20 protein-coding genes are annotated in these 21848 nt (G+C 58.4%); 13 read left to right on the top strand and 7 right to left on the bottom strand.

The window, feature by feature from the left end:
• Window positions 1-152 precede the first annotated feature (152 nt).
• From ASQ50_RS08025 to ASQ50_RS08015, 3 genes are read left to right on the top strand one after another with little or no spacing between them, the layout of a single operon-like run.
• Window positions 153-1181, top strand: a complete 1029-nt coding sequence (locus ASQ50_RS08025) for an ABC transporter substrate-binding protein (protein WP_082888456.1) — start codon at window positions 153-155, stop codon at window positions 1179-1181.
• Window positions 1178-1954 carry an ABC transporter permease gene (locus ASQ50_RS08020; RefSeq protein WP_058092492.1) on the top strand — a complete coding sequence of 259 codons (777 nt, stop codon included), beginning with the start codon at window positions 1178-1180 and terminating at the stop codon, window positions 1952-1954. Before ASQ50_RS08025 ends, ASQ50_RS08020 begins: the two co-directional genes overlap by 4 nt.
• Window positions 1947-2618, top strand: a complete 672-nt coding sequence (locus tag ASQ50_RS08015; RefSeq protein WP_058092493.1) for an ATP-binding cassette domain-containing protein — start codon at window positions 1947-1949, stop codon at window positions 2616-2618. The genes ASQ50_RS08020 and ASQ50_RS08015 overlap by 8 nt, the downstream gene beginning before the upstream one ends.
• Before the next feature lie 12 nt (window positions 2619-2630).
• On the opposite strand, the gene ASQ50_RS08010 is transcribed toward ASQ50_RS08015, so the two are convergent.
• The 4 genes from ASQ50_RS08010 to ASQ50_RS07995 are packed head-to-tail and all read right to left on the bottom strand — an operon-like array spanning window position 2631 to window position 6343.
• On the bottom strand, window positions 2631-3434 hold the full coding sequence (locus ASQ50_RS08010; protein ID WP_058092494.1) for an ABC transporter permease: 804 nt from the start codon (window positions 3432-3434) through the stop codon (window positions 2631-2633).
• A gap of 1 nt (window position 3435) precedes the next feature.
• Complete coding sequence (locus ASQ50_RS08005) at window positions 3436-4158, bottom strand: ABC transporter ATP-binding protein (RefSeq protein ID WP_058092495.1); 723 nt, start codon at window positions 4156-4158, stop codon at window positions 3436-3438.
• Window positions 4155-5129, bottom strand: a complete 975-nt coding sequence (locus ASQ50_RS08000; RefSeq protein ID WP_058092496.1) for a YVTN family beta-propeller repeat protein — start codon at window positions 5127-5129, stop codon at window positions 4155-4157. Before ASQ50_RS08000 ends, ASQ50_RS08005 begins: the two co-directional genes overlap by 4 nt.
• Before the next feature lie 41 nt (window positions 5130-5170).
• Window positions 5171-6343: an ABC transporter substrate-binding protein gene (locus ASQ50_RS07995; protein ID WP_058092497.1), complete on the bottom strand. Its 1173-nt coding sequence runs from the start codon at window positions 6341-6343 to the stop codon at window positions 5171-5173.
• Window positions 6344-6506: 163 nt separating this feature from the next.
• Here ASQ50_RS07995 and ASQ50_RS07990 point away from each other — a divergent pair, with 163 nt between their 5' ends.
• On the top strand, window positions 6507-7739 hold the full coding sequence (locus tag ASQ50_RS07990; RefSeq protein WP_058092498.1) for a sensor histidine kinase: 1233 nt from the start codon (window positions 6507-6509) through the stop codon (window positions 7737-7739).
• Window positions 7736-8392, top strand: a complete 657-nt coding sequence (locus ASQ50_RS07985) for a response regulator transcription factor (RefSeq protein WP_058092499.1) — start codon at window positions 7736-7738, stop codon at window positions 8390-8392. Before ASQ50_RS07990 ends, ASQ50_RS07985 begins: the two co-directional genes overlap by 4 nt.
• A gap of 12 nt (window positions 8393-8404) precedes the next feature.
• On the opposite strand, the gene ASQ50_RS07980 is transcribed toward ASQ50_RS07985, so the two are convergent.
• Together ASQ50_RS07980 and ASQ50_RS07975 are read right to left on the bottom strand one after the other, a co-directional pair.
• Complete coding sequence (locus tag ASQ50_RS07980) at window positions 8405-9058, bottom strand: pentapeptide repeat-containing protein (protein ID WP_058092500.1); 654 nt, start codon at window positions 9056-9058, stop codon at window positions 8405-8407.
• Window positions 9059-9126: 68 nt separating this feature from the next.
• Window positions 9127-10983 carry a methanol/ethanol family PQQ-dependent dehydrogenase gene (locus tag ASQ50_RS07975; protein WP_058092501.1) on the bottom strand — a complete coding sequence of 619 codons (1857 nt, stop codon included), beginning with the start codon at window positions 10981-10983 and terminating at the stop codon, window positions 9127-9129.
• Between the two features lie 368 nt (window positions 10984-11351).
• Between ASQ50_RS07975 and pedF the strand changes: the two genes are divergently transcribed.
• The 5 genes from pedF to ASQ50_RS07950 all read left to right on the top strand — a co-directional run bounded on the left by pedF (window position 11352) and on the right by ASQ50_RS07950 (window position 17702).
• Window positions 11352-11780 carry a cytochrome c-550 PedF gene (gene pedF / locus ASQ50_RS07970; protein ID WP_058092502.1) on the top strand — a complete coding sequence of 143 codons (429 nt, stop codon included), beginning with the start codon at window positions 11352-11354 and terminating at the stop codon, window positions 11778-11780.
• A gap of 38 nt (window positions 11781-11818) precedes the next feature.
• Complete coding sequence (locus ASQ50_RS07965; protein WP_058092503.1) at window positions 11819-12745, top strand: substrate-binding periplasmic protein; 927 nt, start codon at window positions 11819-11821, stop codon at window positions 12743-12745.
• Window positions 12746-12941: 196 nt separating this feature from the next.
• Window positions 12942-14717: a PQQ-dependent methanol/ethanol family dehydrogenase gene (locus tag ASQ50_RS07960; protein WP_058092504.1), complete on the top strand. Its 1776-nt coding sequence runs from the start codon at window positions 12942-12944 to the stop codon at window positions 14715-14717.
• 205 nt (window positions 14718-14922) lie between these two features.
• Window positions 14923-16443, top strand: coding sequence for an aldehyde dehydrogenase family protein (locus ASQ50_RS07955; protein WP_058092505.1), 1521 nt, complete (start codon window positions 14923-14925; stop codon window positions 16441-16443).
• A gap of 275 nt (window positions 16444-16718) precedes the next feature.
• On the top strand, window positions 16719-17702 hold the full coding sequence (locus ASQ50_RS07950) for an MDR family oxidoreductase (protein ID WP_058092506.1): 984 nt from the start codon (window positions 16719-16721) through the stop codon (window positions 17700-17702).
• A gap of 1 nt (window position 17703) precedes the next feature.
• Here the strand turns inward: ASQ50_RS07950 and ASQ50_RS07945 are convergent, their stop codons facing one another.
• On the bottom strand, window positions 17704-19815 hold the full coding sequence (locus ASQ50_RS07945) for a NosR/NirI family protein (RefSeq protein ID WP_058092507.1): 2112 nt from the start codon (window positions 19813-19815) through the stop codon (window positions 17704-17706).
• Window positions 19816-20042: 227 nt separating this feature from the next.
• On the opposite strand from ASQ50_RS07945, the gene pqqA reads away from it, so the two are divergent.
• Genes pqqA through pqqC form a run of 3 tightly spaced genes read left to right on the top strand, consistent with a single transcriptional unit; the run spans window position 20043 to window position 21848 of the window.
• A complete protein-coding gene (gene pqqA / locus ASQ50_RS07940) occupies window positions 20043-20114 on the top strand; it encodes a pyrroloquinoline quinone precursor peptide PqqA (RefSeq protein ID WP_007153157.1) in 72 nt (23 codons plus the stop codon).
• 52 nt (window positions 20115-20166) lie between these two features.
• Window positions 20167-21096, top strand: coding sequence for a pyrroloquinoline quinone biosynthesis protein PqqB (gene pqqB, locus ASQ50_RS07935; protein WP_058092508.1), 930 nt, complete (start codon window positions 20167-20169; stop codon window positions 21094-21096).
• Window positions 21093-21848, top strand: a complete 756-nt coding sequence (gene pqqC / locus ASQ50_RS07930; RefSeq protein ID WP_058092509.1) for a pyrroloquinoline-quinone synthase PqqC — start codon at window positions 21093-21095, stop codon at window positions 21846-21848. The genes pqqB and pqqC overlap by 4 nt, the downstream gene beginning before the upstream one ends.

Raw genomic sequence — 21848 nt, 5'->3', positions numbered from 1 at the left:
AGGTGTCTGCATGGGTGCGATCACCTTCTGTTTATTATTGTGATGTTTTCATTACACGCCATATTGGACTTGGGTTGAATGCGACCATCGCACCAAAAAACAGGCACCAAAGTACTATTCTTGAAGGGCTGAGGGCTTCGTATCGTGATGGCATGAAGCATCACACAAGAATAACTCAAGCCGTACACCCGGGCCTCAAGGGGTGGTTCTCACGGGGCTTTCGCGCACTCAGCCTGGTGTTTGCCGTGGTTTTTCTGGTAACACCGGACAACGGCTATTCGCAGGAACCGGCAGGCTTGCCCGTTCTCAGCATCAGCGTGCTTCAGTTCGGTACCGCCCACTGGGAGCTGGATCATCTGCAACACAGAAAGCTGGACCAGAAGAACGGCTATCGGCTTGATCTGAAACTGGTGGCGAATTTGCCGGCGTCACGGCTGGCAGTCACCAGTGGTTCCGTGCATGGCGCGGTGGCCGATTTGCTCTGGGCGCAGTCTCGATTCCAAGCTGGCACCCCCTACCTGTATGTGCCGTTCTCAAGCCAGATCGGGGATATCGTCGTGCCGGAGGCGTCTGCGATTCGCTCGGTGGCTGACCTGGCAGGCAAACGCATCGGCGTAGCCGGCGGGCCGGACAGCAAGGGCTGGGTGCTGTTGACCAAGGTGGCAGAGCGACAGGGTATCGATCTGGCTCAAGATGCCCGGGTGCAGTTCGCCGCCCCGCCACTACTGAACCAGGCGCTAAAGCGTGAGCAGGTTGATGCCATCGTCACCTACTGGCACTTCTCTGCCCGGCTCAGAGGCGAGGGCGGCTGGCGTTCGGCTTTCGGGATGGCGGACCTGCTCAGGGCTCTGGACCTGGACCCAAACCTGCCGGTACTGGGTTATGTCTTTCCCTCAGAATGGGCGCAACAGCATGCCGGGTTGATTGAACGCTTTGCCCGTTCGCTGCAACAGGCAAAAGCCGAGCTGGCCGGTGAACCATCGCACTGGCAGCGGTTAAGGCCTCTGATGGGGCAGTCCACAGAGGCCGTGTTCGAAGCCCTGCGGGATGGCTTTGTGGCGGGCACCCCGGCGCCGCTGACCGAGCAGCGCCGTGGCGATCTCCAGCGGCTGCTGGTGCTTACAGGCGCTGATACCGAGGCCCTGATGCCCGAAGCCCTGTTCTACCGGAGCCCGCCGTGAGCAGCCAGACAGGTCACCCGCCATTCTGGAGCTACTGGTTGGTACTGCCGCTGTTTATTGTGTGCTGGGGACTGTTTGCCTGGCACCTGGAGTCCCCGCTGCTACCCGGACCATTGCAGGTGCTGGAAACCTTGATGAAGGAAGCGCGGGGCGGTCAACTCTGGTTCCATCTGGGCGCCACGCTGGCACGGGTCGCGGTGGCGTTTACCCTGGCGATGCTGCTGGGTACGTGTATCGGCATTGTGATGGGTCGGTCGCGCACCGCCAACGCACTGTTTGATCCCATGCTGGTGTTGCTTCTGAACCTGCCTGCGCTGGTCACGATCATACTGATGTATGTCTGGTTCGGGCTGGTGGAAGCGGCCGCGGTGATGGCGGTTGTTATCAACAAGATCCCGAACGTTGCCGTCACAGTCCGAGAAGGTGCACGCAGCCTGGACTACCGGCTGGAACAGATGGCTACCGTGTACGGATTTACCCGCTGGCAGCGGCTCCGTGAGGTGTGGGTGCCGCAGCTCTTTCCTTATCTGATGGCGGCCACCCGGGGAGGGCTTTCACTGATCTGGAAAATCGTTCTGGTGGTTGAACTGCTGGGGCGTTCCAGCGGTATTGGTTTTCAGCTGCACCTGGCGTTCCAGGTGTTCGACGTTGCCGCCATTCTGGCCTACAGCCTGGCGTTTATCGCCGTTGTGCAGTTGATTGAACTGGGGCTGTTACAGCCTGTGGAAAGGCGGGCTAATCGCTGGCGACAGCCGGAGCAGGCCCATGCTTGAGCTGAGAATACGCGGTCGAGACTATGCACAGCCCGTGCTGGGCGAAGTTTTTGCCACCATCAAGCGTGGCGACCGCATCTGCTTGCTGGGGCCGTCTGGCATCGGTAAGACCACGCTGATCAATGCCATCGCCGGCCTGGATAACTCAATGCCGGCCGGTGCGGTGGTTGGTCGTGAAACACTGCGAGTCGGGTACCTGTTTCAGGAGCATCGGCTGTTGCCCTGGCGAAGCCTGAAAGCCAACCTCCGGCTGGTGGGCGCGAGCGATGAGGAGGCTGAGCACCTGTTGCGACAGGTTGGTCTGGCCGGTTATGGCCATTACCTGCCGGATCAGCTTTCACTGGGGATGGCGCGCCGTGCTGCTTTGGCCCGCTGTCTGGCAGTCAAGCCGGATCTTTTGCTGCTGGACGAGCCCTTTGCCTCGCTCGACCCGATCATGGCGGGAGATCTGAAACAGCTGATTGCCGGCATATTGGACGCAAACCCGGATATGGCCATGATCTGTGTGACCCACGACAGCGGTGATGCAGAGTTACTGGCAAACCGGCTCTGGTACCTCGATGGTAAGCCGGCAAGGTTGCAATGGGACGACCGGGTGGTGGAGTCGGGAGCCGTTCGCGAGTTGTTGGAGCAGCTGAGGAGGCTGGATAGAGTGGGCTCCTGACACTCGACCGGATCAGGCGGGCTTGCTCCCCAGGATTTTCGTCCGCTGGGGGCGAAAACCCGCGGTAGCGAACAGCGAAAGTACGATGGTCACGCCGGCGGTTATGCCGACGGCCAGAGGGTTCCATTCCAGGTAGAGTGAAAACCGGATCGCTTCAACTGCGTGGGTAAACGGATTGAACTGGCAGATCCAGTAAAGCCACGGGCTGGCTTCGTTCATGCGCCACAGCGGATACAGGGCCGAAGACATAAAGAACATCGGGAAAATGACAAAGTTCATCACCCCCGCGAAGTTCTCCAGTTGTTTTATCCAGGTGGCTATCAGCAATCCCAGTGCGCCCAGCATCAGGCTGGTGAGGATCAATGCGGGCAGAATCGCCAGGTACCCCCATCGGGGTGGCTCTACGCCAACCAGCCATGCGATCAGCAGAAAAACATAAACCTGGGCCACTGACACAAAACCCATGGCCAGCAGTTTGGTAATCAGCAGAAATGGCCTGGGCAGGGGGCTCATCAACAGCACCCGCATGCTGCCCAGTTCCCGGTCATACACCATCGACAGGGCCCCCTGCATACTGTTGAACAGGATAATCATGCCGCACAGTCCGGGCACGATGTAGGTTTCATAAGTGATGTAGGTCTGGTACGGGGGGATAATGGAAATGCCCAGAACCGCCCGGAACCCGGCGGCGAATACCACCAGCCAGAGCAGGGGCCGCACCAGCGCACTGGCAAAGCGAGTGCGTTGCTGCCAGAACCTGAGCCATTCCCGGGTCTGGATGCCCATAAAACAGTGCCAATAATCGATGGCTTTCATATCAGCCGGCTCCGGTCAGTTTGTGGAACGTGTCTGCCAGATTCTGTGCGCCTTGCTCCTCGCAGATCACCTGTCCCGTGCCGTTTGCCAGCAAGCGGCCCTGGTGCAGAATCAACACCTTGTCTTGCTCCTGAACCTCTTCAATCAGGTGCGTGGCCCAGAGTACGGTCAGCCCGTCTTGCTCGCACAGGGTCCGAACGTGTTCGTTGAGTGCCCGCCGGCTGGCGACATCGAGGCCTACGGTGGGCTCATCCAGAAGTAACAGGGAGGGTTGATGAAGCAGTGCACGCGCAATTTCCACCCGCCGCCGGTGCCCCCCATTGAGCTGGCGAACCGCGTCGTCGGCCCGGTCGAGCAGATTGAACCGGGTCAGCTCCCGGTCACCACGGGCCCGGGCTTCTTTGCGGGACAGGCCATGCAGCGCGGCGTGGTAGTGCAGATTCTGGCGAACGGACAAGTCCAGATCCAGGGCATTCTGCTGGAACACCACGCCGATCTTCCGCATCGCCTCTGCGGGCTGTTTTCTGAGCGACTGGCCGCCCAGCAAGACATCGCCCTGCTGCAAGGCCAGTAGCCGGGTGAGCAAGCCAAACAGGGTGGATTTACCTGCCCCGTTTGGGCCCAGAAGTGCATGGAAACGGCCAGAGCTCAGCGCGAAGCTGACCTCCTTCAGAACCGCTTTGTCTCCGTAGTGGAAGCTGATGTCCCGGGCTTCAATGGTCATGAAGTCGGATCAATCACCACACCCCAGGGGTAGCGGCCCACCTTGATAGACTTGATGACCTTGAGCTCGTCTACATCAATCACAGAGACATCGCCAGAGACACCGTTGGTGGTGTAAAGGAACTTCTCATCCTTATCCAGTGCCAGCTGCCATACCCGGGAACCGACCAGCAGATAGTCCAGAACCTCATAGGTCTGGGCATCCACCACGGCGACGTGGTTGGACGGCCCCAAGGCCACAAAGGCGTACTTGCCGTCAGAGGTCAGCTGAATGCCAACCGGCTGAACGCGGTCCTGGGGTACGCCGCGGATCTTGAAATCAATCTGCTTGATCTCTTCGATGGTGTCGACATCAAAGATGTGCACGGTGCCGCCAATTTCTGCGGAGGCCCAGGCAATCTTGCTGTCTTTGGTGAACTCCACATGGCGGGGGCGCTGGCCAACGACCACGTTCTTCTCGATCTCAAAGGTCTCGGTGTTGATCCAGTGCAACATGCTGGTGGTTTCACTGGTGTTGACCGCCCATTTACCGTCCGGGCTGACCGCCATACCCTCTGGTTCGATGCCCACATCAATCTGCGCCAGCACGTCCTTGGTTTGTACGTCTACCACCGTCACGATGGCATCGTCCTCATTGGCGATGTATAGATGCCGGTTGTTCGGATGCAGGGCAAACTGCTCTGGGTCCTCGCCGGAGGGCAGGGTGTCGATGATCTTCCGGGTGGCCAGGTCCAGCACCTGCACCGTGTCGTCGTCACTGGCGCAGATATAGAGCTTGGTGAAGTCCTTGGACAGCAGAATGCCCCTTGGGCGAGCACCCACATCAATGGTTTCAATAACTTCGTGGGTTTTGGTATCGATGACCGAAAGGGTGTTGTCTTTCTCGTTGGATACATAGGCCAGGCTGGCCATTGCTGGCCCAGAGAGCCCGATCATGGCTGCCAGTGCGGCTTTCTTGAATATTGATTTCATGGTGTTACTCCTTCTTGTTTTCAGGTTGGCGCCGCGCAGGGTCAGCCGTTGATGCGACACTGGCTCTCGGGTTTGTCGAACCCGAGGGTGTCCATTTCGGTATTGGGATGCAGAAAGCCCTCGAAGGGGGCCTGAGCCACCAGGCTTCTGGGGTGAACCAGCGGAATCGGCTGGCGTAACTGCCCATTCCAGTCCCTAAAGCTCAAGCTGCGGCCCTTGAAGGCGGCCAGTTGGAACTTGTCGGTAAACAGGAAGTCGCGAATCTCGTTGGCGTCGGCCACTTTCAGATCGGTGACCGCCGTGCCAATTGAACGGACAGCGGCCCAGGCAGCGTAGTCGTCGCCATTCATGTCGCGCTCGGCCAGGGCCCGGAACCGGTTCTGAAGCTGCGCTGCGCCCCAGGCTTCAACCACCCGGTGCCAGGTAACCGGCACCATGCCCTGGGTGCCGACCACCGGCCTCGGCAGCCAGGTATTGAAGGGAACGTATTCGCCGAAATCGCCACGCACGTCGGCCACGACCACGGCATCATAGTTGCGGGCCTGGGTGAATGCGGGCAGTTCCTTGGCGGCGGTGCGGCGCAGGTCGGCGTCGAAGGTCCAGGGTTTGTCCTGGACAATCTTCAGGCCAAAGCGCTTGGCGGACCGGCGAAACGCATCGGCCCAGGCTTTGTCTTCCTCGGTCGGGCCAGTAATCAGGAATAGGTCGTTCCAGCGCCGCATATTCAGCCACTGGCCCAGCGAGTCGGTGAGCATGGCGTAGCTGGGCACGGTGTGTAGAAGATTTGGATGGCACTGGTCGGTGCGCAGTTGGTCGTCTTTTGCTCCAGCGTTGAAAATCAGTGCATTTTCGCTGGCCATGCCCATGATCGCCTGGACAGTCTGTGCGGGGGCGTTAACCACGAACAGTTGGGTGCCGCTGGTTTGCATCAGCTCAAATGCTCCCAAGGCTTCCTCATGGGAATCCACCACTTCACTTTCCAGCTTATAGTTCTGCCCCAGAAAGCGTCCGGTGGTCTGGTTGTCAGCCAGTCCCAGCTCGGCTCCTCGCAGGCCCGCATCCTCGGGCTCTGGAATGATATTGGATAACACGGGGCCTTTGTCTGGCACCCACTGCAGGTAGCCGATGCGAACGTCGAGCGCCTCCGCGTGGAGAGGAGCTGCGCTGAGCATAGTGAGCAGGGTGGCTGCCGCTGTCCTGGATAACAAAGACATTGGATTCTCCGGTTTATTGTTGTAATTCCAGCTTAGAGAAGGGGCAATGCCGGTGAAATATTCAGAAAGTAGGAAAGTGCCAGTACTAAAGAACTATTCCGGTTAAAGCTGGCGGGTTTAGCATGAGGGTGGACAGGCTGTTTACCCGCAATGGATAAAAACAATGACGGTATATCGGAAGATATCTCTATTGATGCTGGCGGTTTTTCTGCTCATCTATCTGCTCGGAGCGCTGTTTTATATCCAGCAGGCCCGCCATGATGTCCAGCGGGAACTTGACGGTGTTGCCGGGCTTGCACAGAGTTTGGAAAGCCCCGACGATCTCCCGGAATCTGTCGTTAGCGGCATGCGTCACCTGACGCCGGCGGGTGATACAGGTTCTGGCCTAAGCAGGGATGTGCCGGCCTGGTTCTCAGCACTGATTGCCAGAGAACTCCACCGGCCAGTGATTAATGGCTGGCAGGTTGATCCCGCCGATGAGGTTGAGGAAATCTGGGAAGGGTTCCTGCTGGTTTCCGGTGCCTACGCGATTGGTACCTGCCTGTGCTTCCTCGCGCTGTTTGTTATGGTCAGGCGCGGCATGCGTACCCTCGCCAGCCTCTCTGAAGCCATGGGGGCAATCTCGGCGGGTCAACTCACTTCCCGGCTACCGCGTCAGCAAGAACAAGAACTGGACTCCCTGGTTTGCCGTTTCAATACCATGGCCGAGGCGCTTCAGGTGGAACAGCAGACCGTCAGTCGACTGCTCAACGAACTGCTTCGGTTGCAGGACCGGGAGCGTGAACATATCGCCCGCGTACTCCATGACGACCTGGGGCAATACCTGACGGGTATCCGTGCCCAGGCGCGAAGCCTGCTCTACGATTCCGGCCTGAACGATCGGCAGAAGAAACAGGCCAGTGACCTGGCGGAAAACTGTGAGACCATCCAGAGGCATTTCCGTCACCTGCTCCAGGATTTGCATCCGCTGGTGATGGAGCAGTTGGGTCTGGGCAGCGCAATCCGGCATCTGACCGAACAATGGCAACAGCTTAGCGGCCTGGAGTGTCGCCTTGCGATGGACGACCGCCTGCCAGAATTTACCGGTGAGCAACAGACACACCTGTACCGGTTTCTCCAGGAGGCCTTGAACAACGTATCCCGTCATGCCAATGCATCCTGCGCGACATTGGCGGTAGCCCTTAACGCCACGGAACTGAGCATTGAGGTACGTGATGATGGCGTCGGAAACGATTGTCTGCCCGACAACGCCGGCCTGGGTGTGCGGTCCATGCGTGAGCGAGCCAGATGCCTGGGTGGTGAAGTAAAGTTCTTCAGTCGAATGGGCGAGGGCACCCGAATCCGGCTTGCCGTCCCGCTTTCCCGACTGTGCCCAATCCCGGGGAGCATCCTGTGAAGCTCATGATTGTGGATGATCACCAGGTCGTTCGCCAGGGGATTGCGAATCTCCTGCGTTCAATGCTGCCTGCGGTGGCGATCACCGAAGTCGACAACGGCGAGGATGCGGTCGCTTGCTATGGATGGTTGCGGCCAAATGTGGTGTTACTAGATATGGGGCTTCCCGATATCTCTGGTTTGGAGGTTGGTCGCCGACTGCGACAGCGCTGGCGTGGGGCGGCCATTCTTTTCTTCACCATGCACGATGAGCTGCCCATGGTCAGGCAGGCTCTGGATATTGGCGGTTTGGGGTTTGTCTCAAAAAGCTGCGCCCCGGAGGAGTTGGCTGAAGCGGTGAAACGGGTCGCTGCTGGCCAGCCCTACATCGAGCATCCGATTGCGACCCGTCTGGCAATGAACCAGGAGCGGCCGGTAGATCATCGGCTCAGGGATATGACCCAAAGGGAAATGGAGGTTCTTCTGATGTATGCCCGGGGTGAGAGTGTTTCAGGTATCGCTGGTCGATTGTGCGTCAGCAACAAGACAGTGTCTAACCACTTGGCGGGCCTGAAGAGCAAGCTTCAGGTTTCCTCGTCAGTGGAGCTGATTCATCTGGCGGTGGATGCTGGCCTTGTTCGCTATGGTCAGCTGGAGGAAGCAAGGCGGGTCTGAGCCCGCCCTGGTTCACCAGTCAAAGGGGCAGGCTGTGCAGCCCTCCATATGGGTTCCCTCGAACGTGGCGTAGTGAATGCGGGTTCCGGTCAGGTCGGCATCAGCCAGGTTGGCCAGCCCCAGCTTCGCTTCCTGAAGGTTTGCTCCCCTCAGGTTGGCGCCCTCCAGATTTGCCTTTGGCATCCAGGAGATCTCGAAGCTGCTGAAGGGCATAGTGGCGTTCACCAGAGTGGCACCGGAAAAACGCGAGAAGTCGAAGTTGGCTCCGGTCAGGTCTGCCTCACTGAAGTCTGCTCCCTGGGCGAACAGATACTCGCCCTGTATACCCTGTAACTGGGCATTCTTCAGTGACGCGCCCCTCATGCTGGCCCGGTAGGCCTGGAGTCGATAGCCGGTAACATTGTCGAGATTCGCCCCATCAAGGTTGGCACCTCGGAGGCTGGTATGGCTGATATTTGCGCCAGACAGGTTGGCACCGCGCAAGTTGGCTGAGTGAAGGTCCATATTGGACAGATCCGCCCCCTGCAGGTCAGCGCCGGCGCAACTAGCTTTGCGTTCCAGCTTGCAGCCGTTGATGACGGGGATTTGATCCATATCGGCCATATAGTCACTGGCCAGTGCCGATGCGGTGAACAGTAACAATGAGGCGGTAATAACAGGTTTCATGATTTCACCTCTGACTCATAGGCAGAAAAAAGGGCCCGGCGAACTGCCAGGCCCAGTCCGGAGGAACGTTAGCGGGAGGCCTGTGCCCAGGAGGGCATCTTGAATACCCAGAACGAACCTCCCTGGGAGACAGGTTTGGTCAGTTCGGCCATATCGCCGCCCCAAAGCGGAACTGCACCGCCGTAGCCGGAGGCGATGCCTATGTATTGCTCGCCATCCATCTCCCAGGTGATCGGCGAAGAGATGATTCCCGAGCCGGTCTGGAATTTCCAAAGTTCCTCACCGGTCTTGGCATCGAATGCCTTCAGGTAGCCGTCTCCAGTGCCTGTGAACACAAGGCCGCCTTTGGTGGTCAGAACGCCGGCCCAAAGTGGCAACCGCTCTTTGTGTTCCCATTCGATCTCGCCGGTGAGTGGGTTCATGGCTCGAAGGATGCCTACGTGGTCGTCATACATTCGCTTGATTCGAAAGCCTTGTCCCAGATAGGCAGCCCCTTTCTTGTAGGTAACTTCTTCGGTCCAGTAATCTTCTTTCCAGTGGTTGGCGGGTATGTAGAACAGCCCGGTGTCCTGACTGTAAGCCATAGGATTCCAGTTTTTGCCACCCAGGAAGGGCGGAGAGACTTCGATGGATTCGCCACGGGTTTCACCCTTCGGGACGGGTGGTGGGCGCTGGCCTTTTCTTTCCACGGGGCGGCCTGTCTCCAGGTCGATGTGGCTGGCCCAGGTAATATTGTCAACAAATGGGAACGCTTTCTCGAGCTTGCCGTTCGTGCGGTCGACCACGTAGAAAAAGCCATTGCGGTCAGCGTGCGCGGTGGCTTTTACCTCACGCCCGTCATCTGTGTACTCAAACAGCACAAGCTCGTTATTACCGGAAAAATCCCAGGCATCGTTCGGTGTGTGTTGATAGAACCACTTCACCTCACCTGTTGTGGGGTCTACGCCAACCTGTCCTGACGTATAGAGGTTGTCATAATCCTGAGGATTGCCACCCGGTGATGTGCGGGCCCAGGTGTTCCAGGGTGCGGGATTGCCGGCACCGATGATGATGGTGTTGGTCTCCGCGTCGAAGCTGGCGCTTTGCCAGGGGGCTCCACCGCCATGACTCCAGGCTTCAACCTTACCGGTGTCACGGGAGGCGTCGTCGGGCCAACTGGGCGCGCGAGGATCACCGGTTGGCGTGCTTTTTTTACCGTTGAGACGGCCATAATGGCCCTCGACGAACGGGCGCATCCAGATTTCTTCGCCGGTATCCGGGTCTCGGGCAAACAGCTTGCCTACAACGCCAAATTCATCACCTGAGGATCCGTGAATCAGCAAAACTTTACCGGTCTTCTGATCCTTCGCGAGCGTGGGTGCGCCGGTCATGGTGTAGCCGGCTTCGTGGTCACCGAATTTCTTTCGCCAGACGACCTTACCGGTATCCTTGTTCAGGGCAACAATGCCCGCATCCAGAGTACCGAAGAATACTTTATCACCAAAAATGGCAGCGCCACGGTTGACCACATCGCAACAGGGGCGAATGCCTTCTGGCAGCCGGTGACTGTATTCCCATAGCCGTTTTCCGGTTTTTGCATCCAGGGCCCACATGCGAGAGTAGGAGCCGGTTACATAGATAACACCGTCATGAACCAGTGCCTGGGATTCCTGCCCCCGTTGTTTTTCATCGCCAAACGAAAATGACCAGGCCGGAACCAGTCGTTCCACGTTGTCCCGGTTGATGGTGGTCATCGGGCTGTATCGTTGGGCCTTGGGGCCTATGCCGTAGCCCAGCACGTTCTCGGTTGTTTGTGCATCATTGGCGATATCTTCCCAGGTTACGTTTCCAGCATTTGCCTGGCTGGCGAGACCTACCGCTGATCCGAGGGCCAGAGCCAGTCCTATCCCCCGCAGTAGCGGGCGCTTGCGTGTCTTGAAGTTCATTGTCTTTCCCCTTGTTTTTTGTTGTACCCATCGTCTTGCTCAAGGCATCGACGCCACGAGTATTGGCTTGGGGGGACGCTGTGGCGACGGAAAAAAGCATCGGATCAATGGGATGAAACCAACAGGATTCGGGAAAAGTTCCCAAGGTACGGCCATCATCATGAAAAACCGGGCGTTCTATATGGGTAATGCGGAAACTCATGCTTTGGCGTTGACTCTCAGCGTTTACTACTAAGGAACTAGTGTCTGAAAGCGAAAGTGGCATTCTATCGCTAGCACGGCCTCACCATACTTGTGGAAAGCTGCTGGTTGACGTCACACAAAAACAGCGCCAGCCATCGTGATTCAAAACAAGAGGTGGTCTAACCATGCTGACACACGTTTTCATTCGAACCCTGCTCGTTGCCACTTTGTCTGTTGGCGCTTCCTCCGCCTGGTCTCACGGGGATGTGACACCGCAACCGGTTGATACCGGTGCCTTGCCCGACCTGGGCAAGGAGCTGCGCGCGGAAAATCCGTTCCGTGAGGGCAACGAACATGGCTCACTCAACGAAGAGGCGATCAAAGTCGGGCGCAGTGGCTATGCCGGTAACTGTGCCGTGTGCCATGGCATTGAGGCCATGTCCGGCGGCCTGACACCGGATCTTCGTGAATTGGAAGAGTGGGACGACGAATATTTTATTGGTCGGGTGACCAACGGCACCGGCCGCGGTATGCCCTCCTTCAAGGACAACCTGGATCAGACTGCGATCTGGGCCATTCGCACCTACGTTGAATCGCTGCCCAAGCCGGAGTAATCCGGTTTGGTGATGATTCGTCGTCAGGAGGGTGAGTGATGAAAACTGCGTTTCGTGTATTACTTGTAGTGTTTACGATGCTGGCGGCAATGGCCTACGGGCAGCAGCCGCGCCTGCTCATTCCGGATCGCACCCTGGATATTATCCAGGATTCGGGCTTTCTGAACGTCGGCATGTACAAGGACTTTCCGCCTTACTCCTACGAGGAAAATGGTGAAGCGAAAGGCGTGGATGCGGATCTCGGTCGTCAGATCGCCGAGGCACTGGGGGTGGAATTCCGGCCCTACTGGATCATTCCAGATGAAAACCTGGGGGACGATCTTCGCAACCACATCTGGAAAGGTCATTACCTGTCCAAAACACGCGTGGCCGACATCATGATGCGGGTCCCCCATGACAGTGTGTTCAAGTACATGCGCGACTCAACCGGCGAGATGATCAATGAGCAGGTGGTGTTTGTGGCGCCTTATCAGCAGGAGCGTTGGCAGATTGTGTTCGATGCCGACAAGTTGGATGAAATCAATACTGTCGCCAAATTCCAGTACCACCCGATCGGAGTGGAGATCGATACCCTGCCGGCCACCTACATGACCTCCTCTTTTGGCGGTCGCATGCGCGATCAGGTGCATCACTACATGACCGTCGCCAAGGCGTTCGAGGCGATGGCAAGCGGTGAGGTCAGCGCCGTCATGGGCATGCGCGCGGAGCTGGAACACAGTCTGAAGTCTTATCCGGACCGTCCCTTCAAAAAGGCCAGCAACGGCTTTCCTGGTATCAGTAAACCGGTTTGGGATGTCGGCATCGCCATACGGCACACCCATCGTGCCCTGGGATACGCCGTTGAAGGCGCTGTGGACCGAATGATCCGCAATGGCGAAGTGGCCCAGCTGTATCAGCGGCATGGGCTCTCCTTTAGCCGCCCTGGATACTATGACGCGATTCTCGGGCCGGAAGAAGCCGAGTAGCCTTTGTGGACCGAATCCAGCCCGCCCCAGTGCGGGCTTTTTCGTTTCTGGCGGAGTCTTACTACCAAGTGATGAGAAAACCTGTGCGTGGGGTTAATTGTTGTAAATGCGGGGGCCAACAAGAATGGGTAGAGAGGCGGGAAAAGTTCCCGGTTCGCTATCGAATCTGAAAACAAGAGAATTGGAGAACGCAACCATGAGATCAATCGCGATCGGCAAGACCTTTGCGGCCAGTGCCCTTGCATTAGCCGTTTCCTTCGGGGCCCACGCGGTCACCGACCAAGACCTGCTGAACGACCATCAAAGCATCGACAGTATCGTTACCTACGGCATGGGCTATCAGGGCCAGCGCTACAGCCCTATGAAAACCCTGAACACCAAAAACGTTAAATATCTCCAGCCAGCGTGGGCGTTCTCCTTCGGTGGAGAGAAACAGCGTGGCCAGGAATCGCAACCGCTGATCAAAGATGGCGTAATGTACGTGACCGGTTCCTACTCCCGCATGTGGGCAGTAGACGCTCGCACCGGTGAAGAACTGTGGCAGTACGATGCCCGCCTGCCCGACGGCATTATGCCCTGCTGTGACGTGATCAACCGGGGCGCTGCCATATATGGTGACAAGGTTTACTTCGGTACTCTGGATGCCAAGCTGGTCGCGCTCAATAAAGACACCGGTAAGGTGGTCTGGATCAAGAAGGTTGCCGATTACCAGGAAGGCTATGCCATCACAGCTGCGCCCATCGTGGTCAACGGCAAGTTGATTACCGGCGTGTCTGGGGGGGAGTTCGGTATCGTGGGTAAGGTTGAAGCCTATGACGCCAACACCGGTGATTTGCTTTGGACCCGCCCGACGGTTGAGGGCCACATGGGCTACGTCTACAAGGATGGCAAGAAAGTCGAGAACGGTATTTCCGGTGGCGAGGCAGGCAAGACCTGGCCTGGTGACATGTGGAAGACCGGCGGCGCGGCAACGTGGCTGGGCGGCACCTACGATCCGGAAACCGATACCCTGTTCTTCGGTACCGGTAACCCGGCTCCCTGGAACTCGCACCTGCGCCCTGGGGATAACCTGTACTCCGCGTCTCGGGTTGCGATCGATCCGAACGACGGCAGCATCAAGTGGCATTTCCAGACTACCCCAAATGATGGCTGGGATTACGATGGTGTTAATGAGCTGATTTCCTTTGATCTGAAAGAAAAAGGAAAAACCATCAAAGCGGCAGCCACCGCGGACCGTAACGGGTTTTTCTACGTGCTCAACCGTGAGGATGGCTCGTTCATTCGCGGTTTCCCGTTTGTCGACACCATCAGTTGGGCAACCGGCCTTGACCCGAAAACCGGTCGCCCGATCCTGAAAGAAGGCGGTCGCCCGGGTAACCCGGCGGACCTGGATGGGGAAAAGGGTGAAACCGTTGTCGCCTTCCCGGCCTTCCTGGGCGGCAAGAACTGGATGCCAATGGCTTACAGCCCGGATACCGAACTGTTCTATGTGCCTTCCAACGAGTGGTCCATGGACATCTGGAACGAGCCCGTGTCCTACAAGAAAGGCGCTGCTTATCTGGGGGCAGGCTTCACCATCAAGCCGGCTAACGATGACTTTATCGGCGTGCTGCGTGCCATGGACCCGAAAACCGGTAAAGAAGTCTGGCGCCAGAACAACCCGGCTCCACTGTGGGGTGGCGTAATGACGACCGCCGGTGGCCTGGTGTTCACCGGCACACCGGAAGGTTTCCTGAAAGCCTTTGACGCCAAAACCGGCGAAGAGCTCTGGAAGTTCAACACCGGTTCCGGGGTGGTTGGTACCCCGGTGACCTGGGAGATGGACGGCGAGCAATTCGTCTCCGTCGCCTCCGGTTGGGGTGGTGCGGTTCCGCTTTGGGGGGGTGAAGTGGCCAAGGTGGTCAGAGACTTTAACCAGGGCGGCATGGTCTGGACTTTCAAACTGCCGAAAGACCGGGTGGCTGGCAAGTAAGTTGTCTTGACTGATCGACCTTTGGGCTGCCTTCGGGCAGCCCTTTTTGCTTTTTCAGCATAGCTGCTCAAAGCGTCTACTACCAAGGAACGAGTTTTTCGCCCCCAACGACGCATTCACGGAATCCGGCATGGGGTCTACATTGAATGAGTAAACGCGAAAGGCCGCGTTGCCATGCGACAAACACAACAAAGAGGTCGATATCATGATCTACGCACAACCAGGAAAGGACGGCTCCGTTGTTTCTTTTAAATCCCGCTATGAGAACTACATTGGCGGTGAATGGGTAGCGCCGGTTAAGGGCCAGTATTTTGAGAACATAACGCCGGTCACTGGCGAGGCTTTCTGTGAGATCCCGCGCTCGACCGCTGAAGACATCGAGCTGGCGCTGGACGCCGCCCACAAAGCAGCGCCGGCCTGGGGCAAGACGTCTCCCACCGAGCGTTCCAACATCCTGCTGAAAATTGCTGACCGCATTGAAGCCAATCTCGAGAAGCTCGCGGTGGCGGAAACCTGGGACAACGGCAAGGCCGTTCGCGAAACCCTGAACGCCGATATTCCCCTGGCGGCGGACCACTTCCGTTACTTCGCCGGCTGCCTGCGTGCCCAGGAAGGCCATATGGGCGAAATCGACCACAACACCGTGGCTTATCATTTCCACGAGCCGCTGGGTGTGGTTGGCCAGATTATCCCCTGGAACTTCCCGCTGCTGATGGCGGCCTGGAAGCTGGGCCCGTGCCTGGCGGCCGGTAACTGCACGGTGCTGAAGCCCGCCGAGCAGACCCCTGCCAGCATTCTGGTACTGATGGAAGTCATCGGCGACCTGCTGCCGCCGGGCGTGCTCAACATTGTTAACGGCTACGGTATTGAAGCCGGCCAGGCTCTGGCCACCAGCAAGCGCATTGCCAAGATCGCCTTTACTGGCTCCACCCCGGTGGGCTCCCACATCCTCAAGTGCGCGGCTGAAAACATTATCCCGTCTACCGTTGAGCTGGGTGGCAAGTCACCGAACATTTACTTCTCTGACGTGATGAAGGCTGAGCCGGAGTTCATCGACAAGTGCGTGGAAGGTCTGGTGCTGGCGTTCTTCAACCAGGGCGAAGTCTGCACCTGCCCGTCACGGGCGCTGGTTCAGGAAGACATGTTCGAAGAATTTATGCAGAAAGTGGTTGAGCGCACCAAGGCCATCAAGCGTGGCAACCCGCTGGATACCGACGTTCAGGTGGGTGCCCAGGCGTCCAAGGAACAGTTCGACAAGATCATGTCGTACATGGAGATTGGCCGTCAGGAAGGCGCGGTTGTGCTGACCGGTGGTGACCGTGAGCATCTGGAAGGTGAATTCAACAACGGCTTCTACATCCAGCCGACCCTGTTCAAGGGCGACAACAAGATGCGTGTGTTCCAGGAAGAAATCTTCGGCCCGGTGGTGGGTGTCACCACCTTCAAGACTGAGGAAGAAGCCTTGGCCATCGCCAACGACACCGAGTTTGGCCTGGGTGCCGGCGTCTGGACCCGCGACACTAATCTTGCTTACCGGATGGGCCGCAACATTCAGGCCGGTCGGGTATGGATGAACTGTTACCACGCGTACCCGGCCCATGCCGCGTTCGGTGGTTACAAGAAGTCCGGTGTTGGCCGTGAAACCCACAAGATGGCGCTGGAGCATTACCAGCAGACCAAGTGCATGTTGACCAGCTATGACACCAACCCACTCGGGTTCTTCTGATCTGCAAGTGGCAGTTGGGGCCCATCCACACGGGTCCCGTTTCGTGTGACCGCACAGGGACGGTGCACATTGTTGGCCTGGCATTTGTCAGGTAGCTCCTTCGGGAGCGCGGGATCTTCTACACTCTCCTTAGGCCCTTCCCAGGGCCTTTTTTATTCCTCTATTTTTACAGCCGTTTACGCTACAGTGAGGGAGACTTCGTAAATTATATTTTTGGCTGAGGCTGACCGCCGGCGCTCTGGCGTTTACTTTGGCCGCTGATTGGAGGAGGGCATATGTTCAAAGGTATTCTGATCGAAGGCAGCCGGGGCGACCAGCAGGTGTCCCTGAAGTCCATAGATGAAGCGCAGTTGCCGGAAGGCGACGTGACTGTGGATGTGGTATACAGCACCCTGAACTACAAGGACGCTCTGGCCATTACCGGCCGTGCGCCCATTGCCAAGACCTATCCGATGGTGCCGGGTATTGATCTGGCCGGTGTGGTTACTGAATCGTCCAATCCCGACTTCAAGGCCGGAGACGAAGTGGTGCTGAACGGCTGGGGTGTGGGTGAGAAACACTGGGGCGGCTTGGCCCAGAAAGCCCGGTTGTCCGGCGACTGGCTGATCCCCTTACAAGCTCCGTTCACGGCTCGTCAGGCCATGGCCATTGGTACCGCCGGTTACACCGCCATGCTGTGTGTCATCGCCCTGGAGAAGCACGGCGTGAAGCCTGGGTCTGGCGATATTCTGGTGACTGGTGCCACCGGTGGTGTTGGCAGTGTGGCCGTCGCCATTCTGGCCAAGCTGGGTTATTCCGTGACCGCGGTGACCGGCCGAAAGGAAGAAGAAGCTTATCTGAAGTCGCTGGGCGCCAAGCAGATTATGGATCGCGCTGAGCTGAGTGAACCGGGTAAACCCCTCGCCCGCGAGACCTGGGCCGGGGCCATCGATGTGGCTGGTGGCCAGGTGCTGGCGAATGTCTGCGCCGGTATGAAATACCAGGGTGTGGTCGCGGCCTGCGGCTTGGCCGCCGGCATGGACTTCCCGTCCACCGTGGCACCGTTCATCCTGCGCGGCGTGACCCTGTGTGGCATCGACAGTGTGATGGCCCCGAAAGCAGACCGCCTTTACGCGTGGAAACGACTGGCCGAGGACCTGTCCCCGGAGCTGCTCGACAGTATGATCACCGAAGTGGCCTTCGATGATGCCATCGATGCGGCCAGCCGTCTCATGGACGGCAAGATCCGCGGTCGTATCGTTATTCCCGTAGCGGGCTGATTCAGGCCCCGGCCGCGTCCGTGGCCAGAATCCGTGCCTGCTTTTGTTGCTGCTTGTTGCGGACAATGGCATCCACGCACTGGTTCTGGTCGCGGAGAATCACCACGCACTCCAGGCACTGGATACACTCGTCATAATCGATCCGGCCATCCTTGCGAATGGCGTTGATGCCACAGGCATTCTTGCAGTGCTGGCAGGGCTGTCCGCAACGGTCAACCCGCTCCAGCCAGCTGAAAATCCGGAACTTGCCCAATACCGCCAGGCCTGCCCCCAGGGGGCACAGGTAACGGCAGTAAAACTTGTGGATAAACATACCCACCGCCAGCAGTGCCACCGCATAGACCACAAACGGCCAGTAGCGCACGAAGAACAACGTGATGCTGGTTTTGAAGGGTTCCACTTCAGATAGCTGTTCCGCCAGCGTCAGCGAATAAAACGAAGCAATAACGATGGCCAGCAGCACCGGGTACTTGATCAGAATCAGCTTCCGGTGCCAGCGCTCCGGTACCTTGATCTGCCGGAACCGGAGTTTCTGGCCCAGCCAGGAGGCCATCTCCTGCAGCACGCCAAACGGGCACAGCCAGCCACAGAACACCCCCCGACCCCAGATGAAAAGGGTGACGAACGTGTAGGTCCAGAGGATAAAGATCACCGGGTCCAGCAGGAACATGTTCAGGCTGAAACCATCCTTGATGGCCAGCAGTAAGGTGTAGATATTCACCACCGACAACTGGCCCTGGGCGTAGAAGCCGATAAAGAACAGGGTGAAGAACAGGAAGCCCCAGCGGAACCGGTGAACCAGCTTCGGATGCCGGGTCAGGGTTTTCTGGCGGGCAAAGAAAATCGTCAGTACCGTGAGGCTTAGCACCAGTAAGGTGATTTGCCACCAGCGTTCCTTCCAGAGCCCAATCCACATGGGCGCCCGGTGCTGCGTCGGTCCGGCAGCAATGTCTACGGTCTCAAACAGCTCTTCCGGGAAGGCTACCGGCAGCTCGAAACGGGCGGTGTCCACCACCAGATGGTTGCGGGCCAACACGGCATTCAGCGTCAGAGTGGACTCAGCCCCAGGATTAAAGCCGGCGTTACCGCCCACCCGGAACAGGTTGACCGCCGTCATCTCCGGCATACCGGCAGCGGCGAAGCTTTGGCCGTTTTCCAGCCAGTTCAGGTCTCGCATCTCAACAGACAGCTGATTCTGGCTCAGACCAAATCGGTCGGGGGTGCTGCCCGGCACAAAGTTATCGCCAACGTGGGGATAACGGCCCCGCGACAGCACCAGCATTACTTTGCCGTTGTCGCCGAGGCGCTCCCGGAAGGCCCGGTATCGCTCCTCTCCCAGCAGGTTGCGTCCAACCATAGGGGAGTTCATATAGGCCAGATAGAGTTCCGAGAAAGCCTCGCCGTCATCGGGCTCAAGGTTGCCAGGATAATCCGACAGCGGGCGGCCCAGTCGCTGTTCCACCTCCTCGGCCGTGACCTCCAGACGTGTCACGTAACCCCGTTCCAATAGTTGCTCCCAGGTAAGCGGTTCGTAAAGGTCCTGGCGGGCCCGGGTGGGGGCAGCCTGGGCGAAGCCCTCAAGCTTGTTGCGGGCCACCTGTAGGGCCGAGGACAGCACCGAATCGTTGATGATCAGAACCGACACCGTGGCCTTGCTGACGCCATCAAAGTACACCACATTGCCGGAGGAGGTCCGGCCCGAACGGCCCGAGGAACTCACCACAATCTGCTCCGTCAGTGCGCGCCCCTCGTATTGATCGACAAACTCGTAGAGCGATTCCTCCCCCAGGCCATGAAGGAATACCGGCTCGTGGTGGTGCAGTACCCGCACGCCGGTGAAACGACCCCGTGTATCGAGGCCGATCATCATGGTAATCGGCTTGCCGGCGAAGCCCGGCAATTTGCTGAAGTCTGTTGAAACGTAGGCGTAACCCAGCAGTTCCTGGAGCTGGTAAACCGGATACACCGGGAAATCCGCCAGTTGCTCTTCGATAATGGTGGCCGAGGGAAACAGTTCCTGGATGATCTGCCGGGTGTCGTCGGAAAGTTCTGCCCGCAGGGGTGTTGCAGCCAGACAACAAAGCAGTAGCGAGAGCAGAAAGCGCCCGGCCATGGTGGTCTCCTGAGGTTATTCTTGTTCTTCTCCCATGCTAGGCCGTTGGGGGCTGGACTCAATTCAACCTCGGGGGCAAACCACTGCTACTTTCAGCCGGCGGAAAACAGTTCCAAAGTACCATATGGGGTGCCAGCGTCTGTGATTACGATGAAGGTGTGCATCTGGCAAAAGCCCGTTCGCACCAACATGCAACGCACTAATAATCACGACAAGAGGTGAGCATCATGTGGACCAAGCCAGCTTACGAAGACCTGCGGATCGGTTTTGAAGTCACCATGTACTTCGCCAACCGGTGAGCCCTGGCCGGCCAGCCCTGCGGCTGGTCGTTCCCGCTCGGGAGATCTGCTGATGCACCTGCATATTCTGGGCTCGGCCGCCGGCGGCGGTTTTCCCCAATGGAACTGCAACTGCCGCAACTGTGCCGGCTTTCGCGCCGGTACGCTGAATGCGACCGCTCGCACCCAGTCGTCCATTGCTATCTCCGAGGATGGCGAACGCTGGATTCTGTTTAACGCTTCACCAGATATTCGTGCCCAACTAGCGGCTTTCCCGGCCATGCAGCCGGCGCGGGCACTGCGGGATACTGGCATCTCTGCGGTGGTTCTGATGGACAGCCAGGTGGACCACACTACCGGGCTATTGTCCCTTCGCGAGGGGCTGCCGATGGATGTGTGGTGCACGCGGCAGGTGCACGATGATCTCAGTTCCGGCTTCCCGCTGTTCACCATGCTGAGCCATTGGAACGGCGGGCTGAACTGGCGAGAGATCCCGGCCGATGAGCAGCAGCCCTTCAGCCTGCCCTGTGCGCCGTCCCTTGAATTGACGGCCATTCCGTTGCTCAGTAACGCCCCGCCATACTCCCCGCGCCGGGATAATCCTCATCCGGGTGACAATATCGGCCTCTTTATCCGAGACACCCGCACCGGGCAGACCATGCTCTATGCGCCCGGCCTGGGGCAGCCCGATGCCCGCATTCGCGGCTGGATGCAGCGGGCGGACTTGCTTCTGGTAGATGGCACGGTCTGGCACGACGACGAGATGATTCGTCAGGAAGTGGGTACCAAAACCGGCCAGGCCATGGGGCATCTCGCCCAGTCTGGCACCGGTGGCATGATCGAGTTGCTGGACGGCATGCCGGCGCGGCGCAAGGTGCTGATCCACATCAACAATACCAATCCGATACTCGACGAAGACTCGCCGGAACGGGCAGAGCTCACGGCCCATGGCATCGAAGTCGCCCGGGACGGAATGCATTTTGAACTGACGGGGCAACCATGAACGCCAAAGCCAACACCGCCATGAACCGGCAGGATTTCGAACAGGCCCTCAGAGATAAAGGCGCCTACTACCATATTCACCACCCTTATCATCGAGCCATGTACAGCGGCCAGTGCACGCCGGAACAGATCCGTGGGTGGGTCGCCAATCGATACTACTACCAGGTGCGGATTCCACAGAAGGATGCCGCCATCATGTCGAACTGCCCGGATGCCTCGGTGCGACGCCTGTGGCTGCAGCGCATTCTGGACCACGATGGCCATGAGGGGGATGTGGGCGGTATCGAGGCCTGGTTGACGCTGGCTGAGGCCGTTGGCTTGAGCCGGGAAGAAGTGATTGATGAACGCCATGTTCTCCCGGGTGTGCGTTTTGCGGTCGATGCTTATTTCAACTTTGCGCGCCGGGCAACCTGGCAAGAGGCGGCCTGCTCGTCACTGACCGAGCTTTTTGCGCCGGAAATCCACCAGTCGCGGCTCGACAGCTGGCCGCAGCATTACCCGTGGATTGAGGAGAATGGCTACCGTTATTTCCGCAAACGCCTATCGGAGGCCAGACGGGACGTGGAGCACGGCCTGGCCATTACCCTGGACCATTTTGTTACCGCGGGCCAACAGCAGCGGGCGTTCGACATTCTGCAGTTCAAACTGGACATTCTCTGGTCGTTGCTGGATGCCCTGACCATGGCTTACGTTCATCACACACCGCCGTACCATACGGTCACCGATCAGCCGGTCTGGCATCGGGGCCTGTAA

Origin of the sequence: Marinobacter sp. LQ44 (assembly GCF_001447155.2) — a bacterium.
GTDB lineage: Bacteria > Pseudomonadota > Gammaproteobacteria > Pseudomonadales > Oleiphilaceae > Marinobacter.
The sequence above is the reverse complement of the archived record's forward strand: the minus strand, read 5'-3'. Positions and strand labels throughout refer to the sequence as shown.

Bases quoted from the DNA above. Each gene is read 5' to 3' on its own strand.
- ASQ50_RS08025 (WP_082888456.1), top strand. From the start codon at position 153: ATGAAGCATCACACAAGAATAACTCAAGCCGTACACCCGGGCCTCAAG.
- ASQ50_RS08015 (WP_058092493.1), top strand. From the start codon at position 1,947: ATGCTTGAGCTGAGAATACGCGGTCGAGACTATGCACAGCCCGTGCTG.
- ASQ50_RS08010 (WP_058092494.1), bottom strand. From the start codon at position 3,434: ATGAAAGCCATCGATTATTGGCACTGTTTTATGGGCATCCAGACCCGG.
- ASQ50_RS08005 (WP_058092495.1), bottom strand. From the start codon at position 4,158: ATGACCATTGAAGCCCGGGACATCAGCTTCCACTACGGAGACAAAGCG.
- ASQ50_RS08000 (WP_058092496.1), bottom strand. From the start codon at position 5,129: ATGAAATCAATATTCAAGAAAGCCGCACTGGCAGCCATGATCGGGCTC.
- ASQ50_RS07995 (WP_058092497.1), bottom strand. From the start codon at position 6,343: ATGTCTTTGTTATCCAGGACAGCGGCAGCCACCCTGCTCACTATGCTC.
- ASQ50_RS07990 (WP_058092498.1), top strand. From the start codon at position 6,507: ATGACGGTATATCGGAAGATATCTCTATTGATGCTGGCGGTTTTTCTG.
- ASQ50_RS07980 (WP_058092500.1), bottom strand. From the start codon at position 9,058: ATGAAACCTGTTATTACCGCCTCATTGTTACTGTTCACCGCATCGGCA.
- ASQ50_RS07975 (WP_058092501.1), bottom strand. From the start codon at position 10,983: ATGAACTTCAAGACACGCAAGCGCCCGCTACTGCGGGGGATAGGACTG.
- pedF (WP_058092502.1), top strand. From the start codon at position 11,352: ATGCTGACACACGTTTTCATTCGAACCCTGCTCGTTGCCACTTTGTCT.
- ASQ50_RS07965 (WP_058092503.1), top strand. From the start codon at position 11,819: ATGAAAACTGCGTTTCGTGTATTACTTGTAGTGTTTACGATGCTGGCG.
- ASQ50_RS07960 (WP_058092504.1), top strand. From the start codon at position 12,942: ATGAGATCAATCGCGATCGGCAAGACCTTTGCGGCCAGTGCCCTTGCA.
- ASQ50_RS07955 (WP_058092505.1), top strand. From the start codon at position 14,923: ATGATCTACGCACAACCAGGAAAGGACGGCTCCGTTGTTTCTTTTAAA.
- ASQ50_RS07950 (WP_058092506.1), top strand. From the start codon at position 16,719: ATGTTCAAAGGTATTCTGATCGAAGGCAGCCGGGGCGACCAGCAGGTG.
- ASQ50_RS07945 (WP_058092507.1), bottom strand. From the start codon at position 19,815: ATGGCCGGGCGCTTTCTGCTCTCGCTACTGCTTTGTTGTCTGGCTGCA.
- pqqB (WP_058092508.1), top strand. From the start codon at position 20,167: ATGCACCTGCATATTCTGGGCTCGGCCGCCGGCGGCGGTTTTCCCCAA.
- pqqC (WP_058092509.1), top strand. From the start codon at position 21,093: ATGAACGCCAAAGCCAACACCGCCATGAACCGGCAGGATTTCGAACAG.